General features: G+C 43.3%; 10 protein-coding genes. 7 read left to right on the top strand and 3 right to left on the bottom strand.

Annotation, left to right across the window (positions count from 1 at the left end; genetic code table 11):
- The coding region (locus VNZ46_RS12240; RefSeq protein ID WP_325560417.1) for a hypothetical protein at positions 1 to 373 on the bottom strand (373 nt) is incomplete at its 3' end.
- 10 nt (positions 374 to 383) lie between these two features.
- Positions 384 to 3,167, bottom strand: a complete 2,784-nt coding sequence (locus VNZ46_RS12235) for a TonB-dependent receptor (protein WP_325560416.1) — start codon at positions 3,165 to 3,167, stop codon at positions 384 to 386.
- A gap of 251 nt (positions 3,168 to 3,418) precedes the next feature.
- Between VNZ46_RS12235 and VNZ46_RS12230 the strand changes: the two genes are divergently transcribed.
- The 3 genes from VNZ46_RS12230 (at position 3,419) to VNZ46_RS12220 (ending at position 7,229) form a co-directional block, all read left to right on the top strand.
- Complete coding sequence (locus VNZ46_RS12230; protein ID WP_325560415.1) at positions 3,419 to 4,975, top strand: metallophosphoesterase family protein; 1,557 nt, start codon at positions 3,419 to 3,421, stop codon at positions 4,973 to 4,975.
- On the top strand, positions 4,962 to 6,779 hold the full coding sequence (locus tag VNZ46_RS12225) for a cytochrome-c peroxidase (protein ID WP_325560414.1): 1,818 nt from the start codon (positions 4,962 to 4,964) through the stop codon (positions 6,777 to 6,779). Before VNZ46_RS12230 ends, VNZ46_RS12225 begins: the two co-directional genes overlap by 14 nt.
- A 108-nt stretch (positions 6,780 to 6,887) precedes the next feature.
- The gene (locus VNZ46_RS12220; RefSeq protein WP_325560413.1) at positions 6,888 to 7,229 is read left to right on the top strand and encodes a hypothetical protein; all 342 of its coding nucleotides are present in this window, start codon (positions 6,888 to 6,890) and stop codon (positions 7,227 to 7,229) included.
- Here the strand turns inward: VNZ46_RS12220 and VNZ46_RS12215 are convergent.
- The gene (locus VNZ46_RS12215) at positions 7,226 to 8,413 is read right to left on the bottom strand and encodes a metallophosphoesterase (protein WP_325560412.1); all 1,188 of its coding nucleotides are present in this window, start codon (positions 8,411 to 8,413) and stop codon (positions 7,226 to 7,228) included. The genes VNZ46_RS12220 and VNZ46_RS12215 overlap by 4 nt on opposite strands.
- A gap of 48 nt (positions 8,414 to 8,461) precedes the next feature.
- Here VNZ46_RS12215 and VNZ46_RS12210 point away from each other — a divergent pair, with 48 nt between their 5' ends.
- The 4 genes from VNZ46_RS12210 to VNZ46_RS12195 all read left to right on the top strand — a co-directional run.
- A complete protein-coding gene (locus tag VNZ46_RS12210; protein WP_325560411.1) occupies positions 8,462 to 9,682 on the top strand; it encodes a Pycsar system effector family protein in 1,221 nt (406 codons plus the stop codon).
- Positions 9,683 to 9,685: 3 nt separating this feature from the next.
- Complete coding sequence (gene ppk1 / locus VNZ46_RS12205) at positions 9,686 to 11,746, top strand: polyphosphate kinase 1 (RefSeq protein WP_325560410.1); 2,061 nt, start codon at positions 9,686 to 9,688, stop codon at positions 11,744 to 11,746.
- On the top strand, positions 11,730 to 12,605 hold the full coding sequence (locus VNZ46_RS12200) for an SdiA-regulated family protein (protein WP_325560409.1): 876 nt from the start codon (positions 11,730 to 11,732) through the stop codon (positions 12,603 to 12,605). The genes ppk1 and VNZ46_RS12200 overlap by 17 nt, the downstream gene beginning before the upstream one ends.
- Before the next feature lie 9 nt (positions 12,606 to 12,614).
- The coding region (locus tag VNZ46_RS12195) for a metallophosphoesterase (RefSeq protein ID WP_325560408.1) at positions 12,615 to 15,172 on the top strand (2,558 nt) is incomplete at its 3' end.

Below are 15,172 nucleotides of genomic sequence, written 5' to 3'. Positions count from 1 at the left end.
TTGGATCTGCTCCTGGCTGATCCGTTTTAACTACGCCAGGATAGGTTATGTAGTTCGGTTTTGCTTTGGTACCTAAAGAAATCAGTGTGCCTTTTACCCCAATGCCGTAACGGCCGGTAAAATTGATGGTCACCCCTTCCTGAATAATTAAAGTGTCTTTTACATCAATAATCACATCGTCTCCTATAGTATAGGTTTTTCCCGCAAGCATGGTCCCTTTAATCGTACCCTTTAAAGGCGCAGCATCACTAACCGGCGAAGCAGGTGCTGTGACAGGGGTAAACAAGTCTTTTCGGTCTGCAGACTTCTGGCAGCCCGCCAGGCTCCATGCAGCGAGCAAGTATATCATAAGGAATGATCTGTTCAGTTTCATAGCTAAATATTTATAATTTGTATCTGAGTCCAAGTAGGAAAGAGGTTTTGAAATAGTCTTTTTGAACAATGAATTTGTTCGGGTCTGTTTGCAGGTTTAAAGGTTTGCTGCCTTGAAATGCAAGATATTCTGCATAAGATTTATGCAATTCAAGCTGCATAGGCGTATTGGTGATGTTGTTGATTTTTCCATATAGAGAGAGTTTTTTGATCAGTGATTTCTCAAAAGAAAAATCCAGTTGCGTAGTTGGGGCCTGCCAGTAGTCTAATCCATAGTAAGGACTTACCAAAGCAATTCTTTCTCCTGTATACACCCCGGCAATTTGTATGTCCAGCCCAAGTTTAGGATTTTTATACAAGAGGGAAAGATTACCAACATGATCTGATTGCCCTTGCAGAGGTCTGGTTTCAGGATCTAACCTGGTCGTTTGACCCTTGTCTGATAAATAGGAAACGAGTTTGTCTGTTGTAATTCTTGATCTGGTAAAAGTGTAGTTTGCAGAAATCCCGAAGGGGCCAAAATATTTTGTTATTACGGCTTCCACGCCAAAATTGGTTGCAGTTCCAAAATTTTGAGGTATTAAGGTTTGGCTGGTCACACCAGATTTTATGGCCGTGTATTCAATCGGATCTTTGATGTTTTTGTAGAAAGTACCGATTAAGATTTCGTCAGAACTGCCCGGAAAAAATTCGTAGCGGAAATCGACATTATTTGCTGTGGTGTGGTTTAAGCCGGAAGGATTCCCTTCTTCTTTAAATACCTCTCCCTGAACCCCATCAGGAATTAAGTCGATAAAGCTGGGCCTGGTGAGGGCTTTGTAATAAGCCAGGCGCAGATTTTGATTTTCCGTAAGTGCATATTTGAATTGCAGGCTTGGCAACAGGTCTACATAATCTATAGTACCGTAGCGATATGGTTTTGACTCCGTAAGCTGTGTATCGTAATGCTGATGGGTTTGTTCTGCTCTCAGACCGCCAAGCATCTCCAGTTTATTTAACAATTCCCATTTGAATTGAACATAAGCCTCTGTAAGATGCTCTTTAAAAGTATAGTTGTTCCCGTTTACAGGAGAAAGGCCATTATTGTCTACCGTATAAATGGCATCGTTGATATTGGTATAAGGTTGGGCCCCTTTTGCACCTGGAACCGGACTTAAGGAATATTCGTTATAGATATTATCTCTTTTTTTATCCCGGAAAACCGCGCCCACTTTTAATTCCATTTTTCTGTCCAATAGCATACCCTGCTGGGTCATATTCACATAAGCAGAATAATCCTTATCTGAATTTGCCATCCACAACCTGTTCATTTTTTGAATATCGTCAGACTGTTTTGTCATCAGTCCAGTCTGGGAATCAATTTGAAAACCATATTGATGAGAAAAATAAGCCTGATCAGGCAGGCGATTATTCGCGAGGGAATACACCAGTGACCAGTCCAGTTTTAAGCCGTTGTTCAAATCATGGGTTCCCTGTAAAGTAGAATTGTTGATGGACTGTTGTTGTACCGTACTCCGGTCCTGATAATTGACAATACTGTTCAGCACAATCGTATCTACAATATTCCTTTCCTGAACATCCTTCAGATTTACATATAGATTGTATAAGGAGATCTTGTTTTTTGAATTGATCTGGTAATCCAGTTTGGCATTGATGCCCAGACGCTGGCTTTGTGCAGAATACTGGCGTTGCTGCAGTTCCTGAAACGAAGGGACATTATTTACACTCGGCTGCGCGTTTGGCAGAAAAAAGGTAGAACTGGTACCCCTGTAATTGTTCTGATAACTACCAGATACCATAAAACCAAACTTCTTGTCCTTTCCAAAACGGTTTCCAATGGTCAGGCCGGCAGTCATATTAACAGGGGTATTTTTAGTGGTGTAGTTGAGTGAACCACGAGGAAAATCTCCAACCTGGGCGGCATAATTGTTGCCATTGAGTTCTGCCGGCGCGTATTTGCTGCTGCCCGAAGTGCTGAATTGTTTATATGGCTGGCTGTCAAAAATATTATTATATCCAGCCGCAAAATTTCCATCTATGACAAGGTGGGAGGGCGCATCCTTCATCACCAGGTTAATGGTTCCGCCAATCGCATCTCCTTCCATAGAAGGGGTAAGACTTTTGCTGACTTCCAGATGGTCCAGGATTTCTGATGGGAACAAATCCAGGGGTACATAACGGTTTTTGTTGTCCGGACTTGGAATTTTAATGCCATTGACCAATGTATTGATATACCTTTTTTCCATCCCTCTGATAATCGGATACCGGCCTTCACCAGCACTGTTCTTCTCAATGGTTACCCCAGATACTCTTTGCATCACATTGGCCACGGTCAAGTCTGAAGAGAGCTGGATGGTTTTAGCGGAGACCACGTTGACCAGCGCCTCAGCATTCTTTTCCAGGTCTCTTGCCTTGCGGTCTGAAGAATAGCCGGCCGCACTAATGGTCACAGTAGAAAGTTCTGATACATCCGGATCAAGTACAACTGAAACCGTATTTGGACCAGCAGAGGTAATGGTGACTTCCTGTTTTGCTGTTTTGTAAGACAAATACTTTACCTCCAGGTGATAAGTACCCGGTTTAATGTTTTTAATAGTAAATGTTCCGTCCAGTTGCACGAAATGTTTGGAGGGCATTTCAGCTACTTTTACGGTAGCACCAACCAATGGGTCTCCTGTTGCAGCATCATTTACCCTGCCCTTTAAGGTTTGGGTAAATGCAGTGCTCATGAGAAAAAGCAGGAAGGAAACAATCCCTGCAGTTCTTTTTAAAAATAGAGTAAAAGTAAGGGGCATAGTTTTGTTTTTTTTGCAATGGTATCAAAAAACAAGAGCACCGAATGACACTGGTGAATTTGATGACGAACACATAATGTGTTATTAATAAGTACTTAAGAATCTCTTTAGAATTGATTTGAATGTCCGGAGGCTAAGGGAGCAGAGCATAAAGCGGGTAACAATAAGGTGTTCCTGAATTAACATCAGGTTAATAGTGTAAGCTCTTTCTTTGCACTGGTATTATCATTTAAAACAGCTCCATTTGATCCATGACATTAAAGACTTTTCTTTCTGTTCTTTTATTAGCTCCCTTTGCCTGTTATTCGCAGGAAAAAGAAATTAAAACAAATGCGCGGCCTGAACTGATCCGCGGACCCTATCTTCAGGCAGCAAGCAGCACGGGAATTGAGCTGCGCTGGCGTACAGATGTTTCCTCCCGGAGCCGTGTTCGTTTTGGAATTTCACCAGATCGCCTGGACCGGCAGGTGGATGACGCGAGATTGCTGACAGAGCACCGGGTTAAACTAAAAGATCTGAAGCCTTATACCAGGTATTATTATGCGATAGGTGGTTTTCAGGATACCCTTCAGACTGGGAAAGACAATTTCTTTATGACCTTGCCTGAACCCGGAAAACCAGGGAAATACAGGATTGCTGCCCTGGGCGATTGTGGTGACAATTCGATCAATCAGCGGAATGTGAAAAACCAAGTGATCAAATATATTGGAAACCAGGAACTCAATGCCTGGATCTTATTAGGTGACAATGCTTATTCTGACGGTACAGATGCCGAGTTTCAGAGTAAATTTTTCAATATTTATAAAGATGATCTGCTAAAAAAATATCCTTTGTTTCCAACGCCGGGCAATCATGATTACCACGACACAGAGGTGACTTCAGCTAAAGCACAGGTTACCCATGAAACGGCTTATTATCAGAATTTTTCTATGCCAACAGAAGGAGAATCGGGTGGCGTCGCATCTCACACCCAGGCTTTTTATTCTTTTGATTTGGGTAATGTCCATTTCCTGTCCCTGGATTCTTATGGAAAAGAAGACCAGGCCTACAGGCTTTACGATACACTTGGCCCTCAAGTCAACTGGATTAAAAAGGACCTTGCTGAAAACAAGAACAAAGGCTGGGTAATCGCTTACTGGCACCATCCACCTTATACGATGGGGTCACACAATTCAGATAAAGAAGAAGAGTTGATTAAAATCCGTGAAAACTTTATCCGTATCCTGGAACGTTATGGGGTAGACCTGGTGCTGTGCGGTCACAGCCATGACTATGAAAGATCCAGATTAATGGCCGGTCATTACGGACCAGAAGCCAGTTTTGATGCGGCAAAGCACAACCTGAGCAACTCTTCGGGCCGTTACGATGGAGGAAACAATGCGGCACCTTATGTGAAAGCCCAGGATGGCAAAGGAACTGTTTATGTGGTGAGCGGATCCGCAGGTAAACTTGGTGGAAAACAGAAGTCTTTTCCACATGATGCGATGTATTTCTCAGACGCAGATCATGGCGGAGCAAGCATACTGGAGATTGAAGACAATCGCCTGGATTTAAAATGGATATGTGCCGACGGGCAGATACGGGACCAGTTCACGATGATGAAAAATGTCAATAAGCATCAGGTCATCCAGATGAGAAAAGGAGAGAAAAAAACCTTAACGGCCTCCTTTATTGGTAAATATACCTGGAATTCTTCTTCTTCATCAGAGAGAAGCCTTGTCGTTTCGCCCGATCAGGATCAAATCTATAGTGTAACAGACGAATTTCATGTCGTAAAGGATACTTTCGAGGTCCATGTATCAAAATAAACTGAAAAGCGTTATACTGGGCCTATTGCTGATGACCAGTCTGGCCATTGTTCTTGGATTAAAAAGAGCGCCGGACCAGACCGCATTAACCCATACGATAGCTTATTTTAAAGAAAATTCAAGTGGATTTGCGGCTTCAGCTGATCGGCTGAAAGCCGCAATTGTATTGCTGGACGGAAGTACAGAACGTATAGAAAAGGCCAGGCTGGCACTAAAGGATTGCCGGTTGCGCTACAAGAAAATCTCCTTCTTCCTGGATTATTTCTTTGAAAGTTCCTCGTTAATTTATAACCGTCCGCCTAAGGTAGAGGTGGAGGAACCTTATATGGAATACCAGGAACCTTCAGGTCTCCAGGTACTGGAAGCCCTCTTGTATGAAGTGCAGCCAGTTCAGCATAAAGAAGCTCTGCTTGCCCAGGCAGAACTGATCAGCAGTTCAGCTGATGATCTGGGAACGCTGACCTACCAGTTTGAAGCGAATGATCAGGAGATTCTGGAGAGCATAGACCTGGAACTGGTCAGGGTGATGGCCCTGAGCATCTCCGGTTATGATGCACCGGAACTAAAAAGCGGTATACAGGAAGCTCATCAATCTTTAACAGCAATACATGACGTTGTACAGCCTTTTTTGAAAGATGACGAGCTTTCTTTAAACCTCATCCTAAATTTAGATAAGGCCATGCAGTTTACCTCTGGTCAGGCAGATTTTGATGCTTTTGACCGTATGACTTTTCTTAAGGATTATGCCATGCCGCTTCAGGAAGTTTTAAAGAAACTGATGTCAGCGCATAAGCTGTCGCTGTATCGTAAAAGTGCCCTGAACCCCGGAGCAAAACACCTTTTCGATAAAAACGCCATTGACCTGGAGAAGTTTCCCGCTGCAACATTGAAAACCTCCCCGAAGATGGCGGAATTGGGTAAAAGTCTTTTTTTTGAAAAGACTTTGTCGGGAAACCTGCAGAGAAGTTGCGCCAGTTGTCATGAACCGGGAAAATACTTTACAGATGGCCTTAAAACCAGTTTGGCTTTTGATGGCATAGCGCACGTCGTTCGAAATGCACCTGCATTATATTATGTGGGCTATCAATACGCCCAGTTCTGGGATGGACGGGTCAAAAGCCTTCCTGAGCAAGTCCTGGAAGTGCTGCGCAATCCTTTAGAAATGAATGCGGATACGGGGCAGGTTGTACGGCGCCTGCAGGATAACCCCCACTATGTAAAATCATTTGAGCAGGTTTTTGGAATCCACACCCCGATCCGAATGGATCAGGTTGCATTGGCTTTATCTGCCTATATGCAAACACTTGCGCCATTTAATTCTGCGTTTGACCAGTACCTTAACGGAAATCCCAGGGCAATGACAAAAGATCAGGTAAAGGGCTTTAACCTTTTTATGGGTAAAGCACAATGTGGTACCTGCCATTTTATCCCACTTTTCAATGGCCTGATCCCGCCTTTTTATAAACGAACCGAGTTTGAAATCCTGGGCACACCTGGAAATAACGATCTGAAACATCCTCTGGCGGATAAAGACCAGGGAAGGGCAGACTTCTTTTCCATTGAGTATTATAACGGAGCATTTAAAACCCCGGGACTGAGAAATGCAGCGATGACAGCTCCATATATGCATAACGGAGTTTTTAAAGATCTGGAGCAGGTCATGGATTTTTATAATCAGGGTGGGGGTACCGGAATTGGCTTAAACTTGCCAAACCAGACACTTCCGTCCAAACCCCTTCATTTAACGGATAAAGAAATAAAAGAAGTTATCGCCTTTATAGGATCGCTTACAGATCAAAAATAGTTATTTATATAAATTCTTAAAAAAAGTTGATTATAGTTAATGTAAATGATAGAAAAGAAATATAATTTTACATTATAAAATCAAATATTAACCTTTATATTATGAATTATGTATAAGTATAAGATTGATGAATTTCTGGAAAATCTTCCGGTAAAGTTAAACAGGAACCTGGTCAGTGAAATTCCGAAGATTCTGAATATTTCCTATAATACATTCAGGAACTATTGTAAAATACCACTGAAAAGCAAAAAAGACATTCCTTATGGCTGTGTCAGAAAGCTGGAGATCCTTTTTGATATGAAAAATGGTGAACTCTGCAATTTTCGTGTTTCAGGAGATCATTATATGGAGGTCGCCAAAAGGGCCTCCCTCCGAAGAAAAAGGAGAAAAACAACAAGTCCGGAAAAAAAGGAAACGGATCTGGAAGAGGTTGTGAATCCTGAAGATTAAACCGTTTTTCTCAGCTCTATGACAGTGACCTCAGGCCAGATACCTATTCTGCCGGAAAAGCCCAAAAAGCCAAAACCCCGGTTAATGTTTAGGTATCGGCCGTTTTCACTTTTAACACCGGCCCAATGCGCATAACGGTATTTGACAGGACTCCATTTGATGCCAAATGCCTCTATTCCAAATTGCATACCATGTGTGTGGCCGGCAAGAGTGAGCTGGATCTTTGAAGGATTTTGTTTGATTTGTGCTTCCCAGTGGGAAGGATCGTGGGACAGAAGGATTTTGAAATCTGAAGGGCTTACATTTCTCAGCGCTTTCTGCAAATCACCGCGTTCGCCAAAACCCAGTCCCCAGTTTTCTACCCCGGCAAGAATGATTTTCTGGCCATTCTTGTAAATTTCTACATGTTCGTCAAGAAGGAGCCTGTAACCCATTTCAGCATGATAAGTTTTAAGTTGCTGCAGATTGGCACGTTTATTTTCTTCACTCTCCCATTTTACATAATCTCCATAATCATGGTTGCCCAATACCGAGAACTGACCATAAGGTGCTTTTATCCTGGAAAAATCGGGCATCCAGGGCACAATTTCACTGGCCTTATTGTTCACCAGATCTCCTGTAAATACAAAAAGATCAGATTTTTGAGCATTGATCAGTTCAATTCCCCTTTTGATGGCTTTCGGATTATTGAAGCTTCCGGCATGAACATCTGAAATCTGAGTAATGGTAAAGCCCTCAAAATTCTCCGGCAAATCGTCGAAAAATAAAGTATGTTTAATGACCCGGTAGGCATATTTTCCGCGCACCATTCCATAAATAAAGATCAGGATGGTGAGGATAAAGAGTAGGGTCGAAAACTCTACCCAATACCGGTTTCTCGGTTGTCCCGTAAACAGCCGGGGTATATCACCAGCCAGCAAGGCTATTGTAAAAATGAGCTCACTGGTGAGCAGGATCAGGAAAGCATGTGTTGCTACTTTGAAAAAGTTACCCATTCCATGACTGTTGATTCTTCGTATCGCGGCAATCAATGAAAGCGTAGTTAAAGCAACAAGGAGCCAGAAGCCCAGACTTAATAAAGGATGGTGGGTATAGGTTTCAAAACCGGAAAGTACATACCAGTTCATCAAAAAAAATAGAATGGCCATAAGGGCCAAAGGAAGAATGCTGAATTTTCGCTTCATGATGATTCAAAAAACAAAAGTACTGTATATATCTTTTATATTTATACCATGAATTACCTGGATATCATAGAGCAAATCAAAACCCATGTTGAAGACGTGTTCCATAATGGTAAGGATGATAGACTGTTCTATCATAATTTATCGCATACGGAGCAGGTGGTGAAACATATCGTTAAAATTGCAGGACATTACCAGCTCAGTGACACAGACTTTTTTATTGTCGTTGCTGCAGGATGGTTCCACGACATTGGTTATTTTACAGACTGTAAGCATCATGAGGAGGCCGGAATAGAGAAGGCCAGGGAGTTTATGGGCAAATTCCAGTTGGACGAAGGCATCCTTAGGGCTGTTGCAGGTTGTATTATGGCCACCCATATGCCGCAGAGACCCGAAGGCCTGCTGCAGCAAATCATATGTGACGCCGATCTTTATCATTTGGGAACGGACAGTTTTAAAGAGAAAGACAAAGCGATGCATAAGGAGGCAGAGGCTTTTTATGGTCATGATATCGAGAAGGAACTGTGGAGACGGCAAACGATTAAATTTCTGGAGGCGCATCACTATCATACGACCTATTGTATTGAACATCTGGCCAAAGGGAAAGAAGAAAACCTTGCCGGTTTAAAAGAAAAATCATTAAAATATCAACAAAAAATGAATACAGCTGTGCAGGATCAGACTGCTATAGTAGAGGATACCGAAAGTTCCGGAAAAAAAGATAAAAAGAAGAAGACAGACAGACCAGACAAAGGTATTGAGACCATGTTCCGGATCACTGCCGGAAATCACCAGCGTTTGAGTGATATGGCAGATAATAAGGCCCACATTATGATCTCTACCAACTCCATTATTTTGTCGGTGATCCTCAGTATCTTACTGCGTAAGCTGGAAGATAATCCACACCTGATCGTTCCGACACTCATCCTGCTGGTCATTTGTGTAACCACTATGGTGTTTTCCATCCTGGCTACGCGACCAACCATTCCTTCCGGGAAGTTTACCGAGCAGGATGTGCGCTCACATAAAGTGAACCTTCTCTTCTTTGGCAATTTTTACGGAATGAGCCTGACGGATTATGAACGCGGCATGCAGGAAATGATGGAAGACCGGGATTTTCTTTACGGAAGCCTGATCCGGGATTTATATGGACAAGGCGTGGTGCTTGGACGGAAATATCGTTTGCTGCGGATTGCATATAATGTATTTATGTTCGGGATCGTTGCCTCCGTTTTGGCATTTATAATTGCTATGGTATTGGTGGCTATGTAAAATATGATAGAAAAAGATACTTTCTTTAACCGCGACCTCAGCTGGCTGGGCTTCAATGAAAGGGTGTTGATGGAGGCTGGCCGTGATCAGGTCCCTTTGCTGGAGCGGATTAAATTTTTGTCAATTTATTCATCCAATCTGGATGAATTTTACCGGGTACGGATGCCTGTGCTGATGGCATTGGACACATTAACTACTGATAAGGAGAATGAAGAGGCCTACCGCACAGCGAAAGTAGAAATCAACCGCCAGCAGCACGAATTCGGCAGGGTGTTATCGGAAGATATCTTGCCTGAACTCCTGAAACAGAAGATCCATTGGATCTACAATCAGGAAATGCCATCAAAACTGAAAGAAGAGACGGGGAAAGTTTTCTTTAATGAAATACTGGCCGTACTTCATCCGGTAAGGATAGATATAGAAGAAAAGGTTTTCTTTGCCCAGAACAACAAACTGTACCAGGTGGTGATCCTGGAGGACCAAAAGGGAAAGGAAAGGATCGAATTGATCAATGTACCTTCTGACCAGCTGCCGCGTTTTTACCACTTTGAGGCCGATGGCCTGCGGTATGTGGTTTTTCTGGATGACATCATCAAACAACATCTGGAGCATTTGTTCCCCAAAGACAAGATTACGGGAGTATTTAATGTGAAGATCACCAGAGATGCAGAACTTCGTCTGGAAGAAGAACTGGATGCAGATATGGCTGCCATGATAGAAAAAGAACTGGCCAAAAGAGATCTGGGGCTGGCCACTCGGTTTTTATGTGAGCCAGGTATTCCCTTACGCTGTTTGTACAGGATCATCTACGCGCTAAAACTGGAAAAGGCCTCTGTCGTAGAAGGTGGTGTTTACCACAACCTGAAAGACCTTGGAAGCTTTCCTCTGGAAGATAAAGCGCTGGAATATCCACGCAGAATCCCCTTAAATGCCGTGGATATTGCCCCTGGGAAAACACTGTTTGAACAGATTGCAGAACAAGATTTGCTGATCCATGTTCCTTATGAAAGTTACGATCCTGTCCTTCGGTTTTTTAATGAAGCGGCCCATGACCCGGCTGTAGAAGAAGTCTATTGTACTTTATACCGGGTGGCCAATCCTTCCAGAATTATACAGGCATTGATCAGCGCTTCCCAAAATGGTAAAAAAGTAACCGCTATGCTGGAACTGAAGGCACGTTTTGATGAGGCTAATAACATCAAATGGGCAGCACAGATGAAGGCAGCAGGGGTAAAAATCATTTACAGCAGCGTTTCCTTTAAGGTACACGCCAAGGTAGCGCTCCTGAAGCGCCGCGAGGGGGCAGGTAAAAAATACCTTGGCCTGCTGGCTACCGGGAACTTAAATGAAAGTACTGCAAGATTCTATACCGATCATATCCTGCTCACTTCGGATGAACCCATGCTCAAAGAGCTGGAGTTGTTGTTTGGCTTTCTGGGCAAAAAGAAAAAAAGACCTGCAGAAGGAGATTTCATTGATTTTAGACACCTGCTTGTCGCGCAGTTTAACCTGCAGAGCCGCTTTTTAGCGCTGATCGATCAGGAAATAGAAAATGCTTCAAAAGGACTTTCTTCGGGCATTACCATTAAACTCAATAACCTGGAAGAAAGGGTATTGATCGCCAAGTTGTACGAAGCATCCCGCGCAGGGGTAAAGGTACAATTGCTGGTGCGCTCCATTTGTTGTCTCATTCCTGGAGTTAAGGGGCAAAGTGAACACATTCAGGTCAGACGTATTGTGGACCGCTATCTGGAACATGGCCGGGTATTTATTTTTCATAACCAGGGTGATGAAAAAGTCTTTTTGGGTTCTGCAGACTGGATGAACCGGAATATATACAGCCGTATTGAAGTCTGTTTCCCGGTGTATGAACCGAAATTGAAGCAAGAACTCCTCCATATTCTGGATCTGCAGCTGGCAGACAATGTACAAGCGGTAGAGCTCAATGACCATCTGCAAAATATTCCCCTAACGGGGAAGCCGGAAATCCGGTCGCAGGAGGCTATTTATACATTTATTGAAACAAATTTGATCAAAACATCTCCTCATGAAGAAATTTTATAAAGCAGTTATCTGGGTCTTGCCTTTATTTGCACTTTTAGTGTTTTATGCCTGTAAACCTGTTCAGGTAAAATACACCATTCCAAAAGGCTATGATCTGAACAACCCGGAAAAATTTAATATGCCGGAAAGCTTGCTGGAAATTAGCGGAATTGCTTTCCAGAAGGGTGATGCTAAAACTATATATTCCATTCAGGACGAAGATGGCAAACTCTTTAAACAAACCTGGGGTGTAAAAAAACAGACGAACGTCCATTTTGCTTCTAAAGGGGATTATGAAGATCTGGCCATCTTAAAGGAAACGGTTTTTGTGCTCAAAAGTAATGGCAGTATTTATGTTTTTCCTTTGGGAGAAATCTATAAAAAGGAAACAGATCAGGTAAAACAATGGAAAAAAATCCTGCCTAAGGGAGAATATGAGAGTTTGTACGCCGATGAAGCCAGCAATAAACTTTATGCCATTACCAAAAACAGCGATGAGGACCACAAGAGCAGACAATCTACCGGTTATATCTTTAACTATTATCCGGCCGACGGTAACCTCAAACTGGCGGGGGATTTTAAAATAGATTCCAGGCAAATTGAAGCATTTGGCACACCAATTAAATCTGGTCTTAAAGCCTCTGCATTGTCAAAGAATCCGCGGACCAATGAATGGTATATTCTGTCATCTGTACAAAAAATGCTGGTGATCACGACTCCAGACTGGAAAGTGAAGGAGGTGCACAAAATCAGCCCTTCAAAATTTAATCAACCTGAAGGTATTGCCTTCGACAAAGATTTTAACCTTTATATTTCCAACGAGGGAGATGAGATTACCCCGGGAAATATTCTTAAATTTAAATACAGGCCCTCTAAATAAAAATTTCTCATGAATAAGCAATTGTTTCCTTTGCTGTTGTTATTATCCCTGTTTCAGACAGCACTGGCACAACGCGCAGATACCATTTACTCCAGAGTGATCCTTATTGGAGATGCCGGGGAAATAGATCAGCAACAAAGTGCCGTACTCCGGCATGCCGCAGGCAGCGTTTTGAAAGGCAAAACTACGGTGATGTACCTGGGTGATAATATATATCCGAAAGGAATGGGCTTACCAGGTAGCAAGGAGGAGGAACAGACGAAAAAGATCCTGCAATCCCAATATCAGCCCATGCGCGAAAAGGGCGCACCAGTTTACTTCATTCCAGGTAATCATGACTGGGATAAAATGGGACCCGACGGACTGGCGAAGATCAAAAGACAATGGGAATTCCTGGAAGAGCAGAAGGACAGCCTCCTGCAGTTGATTCCCCGAAATGGTTGCCCTGATCCGGTTGAAATTCCTGTTTCCCCTGAAGTCACCGTCATTGCCTTTGACAGCGAGTGGTGGCTGTTTCCTTATGCAAAAGATAATCCTGAGGCAGAATGTGACTGTACCAGCAAAGACGCAATTTTGATGCGGCTGCAGGAACTTCTGGATAAAAACAGAAATAAGGTGATCCTTCTGGCTTCTCATCACCCCTTTAAAACCTATGGTACCCATGGAGGCTACTATTCACTGAAAGACCATTTGTTTCCTTTTACGGCACTGAACCATAACCTGTATATTCCCATGCCGGTTGTGGGCTCTTTGTATCCATTCCTGCGTTCCACTTTCCCCACACCTGAAGATACAGGAAACCCATTATACAGGGATATGGTTAAAAGAATCAACCAGGTCTTTGAAGGTTTTCCTAATGTGATCTATGTTGCCGGACATGAACATGGCCTGCAATTTATAAAGGATAAAACCATACAGGTGGTCAGCGGTGCGGGGGCAAAACACAGTTATGCCGTGAAAGGTAAACATTCCTTATACGCCAATGCCCGGCAGGGCTATGTAATGGTCGATGAACTATCGGGTAAAAGGATGAAATTCACTTATTTTATAGATACCGATACAGGTGTAACGCAGGCCTTCAGTTATATCCAACCCTATGCAGGGGTAACAGCGCAGCAGGTTGCACAGGTCAGGCCATTGCAAGGAGATAGTGCCGTTACAGCATTAAAACCCGGGTATGACAGCGTTGGTCATTTTCACCGCTTTTTGTTTGGCGAAAACTATCGTAAAGAATGGGCACAGGAAACCCGTTTGCCAGTGATCCGCCTTTCGGAAATCCATGGTGGTTTAACACCCGAAAAAATGGGAGGTGGGTTCCAAACCAAATCACTGCGCCTCAAGGATAAAAATGGAAAAGAATATGTACTTCGGGGTGTAGAAAAAAGCCCGGAGAAGATCCTTCCGGAAGATATGCGGGAAACCTTTGCCAAGGATTGGGTAGATGATGCCATGAGTGCACAGCATCCTTTTTCAGCACTGATTGTTCCGCCTCTGGCCGCTGCAGCGGGGGTGCCTCACGCTAATCCCATTATCGGGGTCGTCTCTGCTGATCCAAATCTGGGAAAATACAACAGCATATTTGCCAATAAAGTGTGTTTACTGGAAGAAAGGGAGCCTGAAGGCGCCTCAGACAATACCCCCAAAATGATCCGGAACATGGTGAAGGACAACGATTATAACGTTGATGCAAAGGCTTTTCTGAAAGCGAGGCTGCTGGATTTACTGATCGGCGACTGGGACCGGCACAGCGACCAGTGGCGCTGGTATGGAGAAAAAAAAGGGGATGATGAAATTTATGCACCTGTTCCCCGGGACAGGGATCAGGTATTTTATACCAACCAGGGCGTATTGCCCTATTTGGCAGCCCGTTCCTGGCTAGCCCCGAATCTTCAGGGCTTTGGTGGTAAAATTAAAGATATACGCTATTCTTTGTGGAAGAGCATGTTCCTGGACAGGTATCCAGCCGCTCAGATCAGTCATGCAGAATGGACTGCAATTGTAAAAGATTTCGTGAAAGCAGAAACGGATGAAGTACTGGAGGCAGGCTTGAAACGATTGCCCGGATCGGCCTATAAACTACGACATGAGGTGCTTTTGCAGCAGCTCAAAGACAGAAGGGCAAGTATTCCTGCAGAAATGGAAAAATATTACCGTTTTAAAAATAAGATTGTAGATATCCATACGACTGCAAAGAATGAACTGGTCCATATCAATGGAACACCCGATAAGGGCATGCAGGTCATCATTAACAAAGTCAGTAAAAAAGGAAATATCCAGGATACCTTAATGAACAAGACTTATAGTCCGGATATCACCAAAGAAATTCGTTTGTATGTTGGGGGGGGCGATGACAAAATCGTATTGAATAATGGAACCTCTTCTATCAAATTAAGAATGGTAGACAGCACCGGAAACAAAACGGTAGAAGTTGTACAGGCCAAAAGAAAAGTACTGCTGTATGACCGGGGCACTCAACTCAAACTTCTGGGCGACAGCTCCAGGCTCAGGCTGAAGCTGTCTGCAGACAGTGCGAATACGGCTTATATGACCACGAATCTGATGAATGT

Source organism: Pedobacter sp. (assembly GCF_035566355.1).
Classification (GTDB): Bacteria; Bacteroidota; Bacteroidia; order Sphingobacteriales; family Sphingobacteriaceae; genus Pedobacter.
Note: the sequence above shows the minus strand (reverse complement) of the source record. Positions and strands in the feature narration are given on the sequence as shown.

Bases quoted from the DNA above. Each gene is read 5' to 3' on its own strand.
- VNZ46_RS12225 (WP_325560414.1), top strand. From the start codon at position 4,962: ATGTATCAAAATAAACTGAAAAGCGTTATACTGGGCCTATTGCTGATG.
- VNZ46_RS12200 (WP_325560409.1), top strand. From the start codon at position 11,730: ATGAAGAAATTTTATAAAGCAGTTATCTGGGTCTTGCCTTTATTTGCA.
- VNZ46_RS12215 (WP_325560412.1), bottom strand. From the start codon at position 8,413: ATGAAGCGAAAATTCAGCATTCTTCCTTTGGCCCTTATGGCCATTCTA.
- VNZ46_RS12210 (WP_325560411.1), top strand. From the start codon at position 8,462: ATGAATTACCTGGATATCATAGAGCAAATCAAAACCCATGTTGAAGAC.
- VNZ46_RS12230 (WP_325560415.1), top strand. From the start codon at position 3,419: ATGACATTAAAGACTTTTCTTTCTGTTCTTTTATTAGCTCCCTTTGCC.
- ppk1 (WP_325560410.1), top strand. From the start codon at position 9,686: ATGATAGAAAAAGATACTTTCTTTAACCGCGACCTCAGCTGGCTGGGC.
- VNZ46_RS12235 (WP_325560416.1), bottom strand. From the start codon at position 3,167: ATGCCCCTTACTTTTACTCTATTTTTAAAAAGAACTGCAGGGATTGTT.
- VNZ46_RS12220 (WP_325560413.1), top strand. From the start codon at position 6,888: ATGTATAAGTATAAGATTGATGAATTTCTGGAAAATCTTCCGGTAAAG.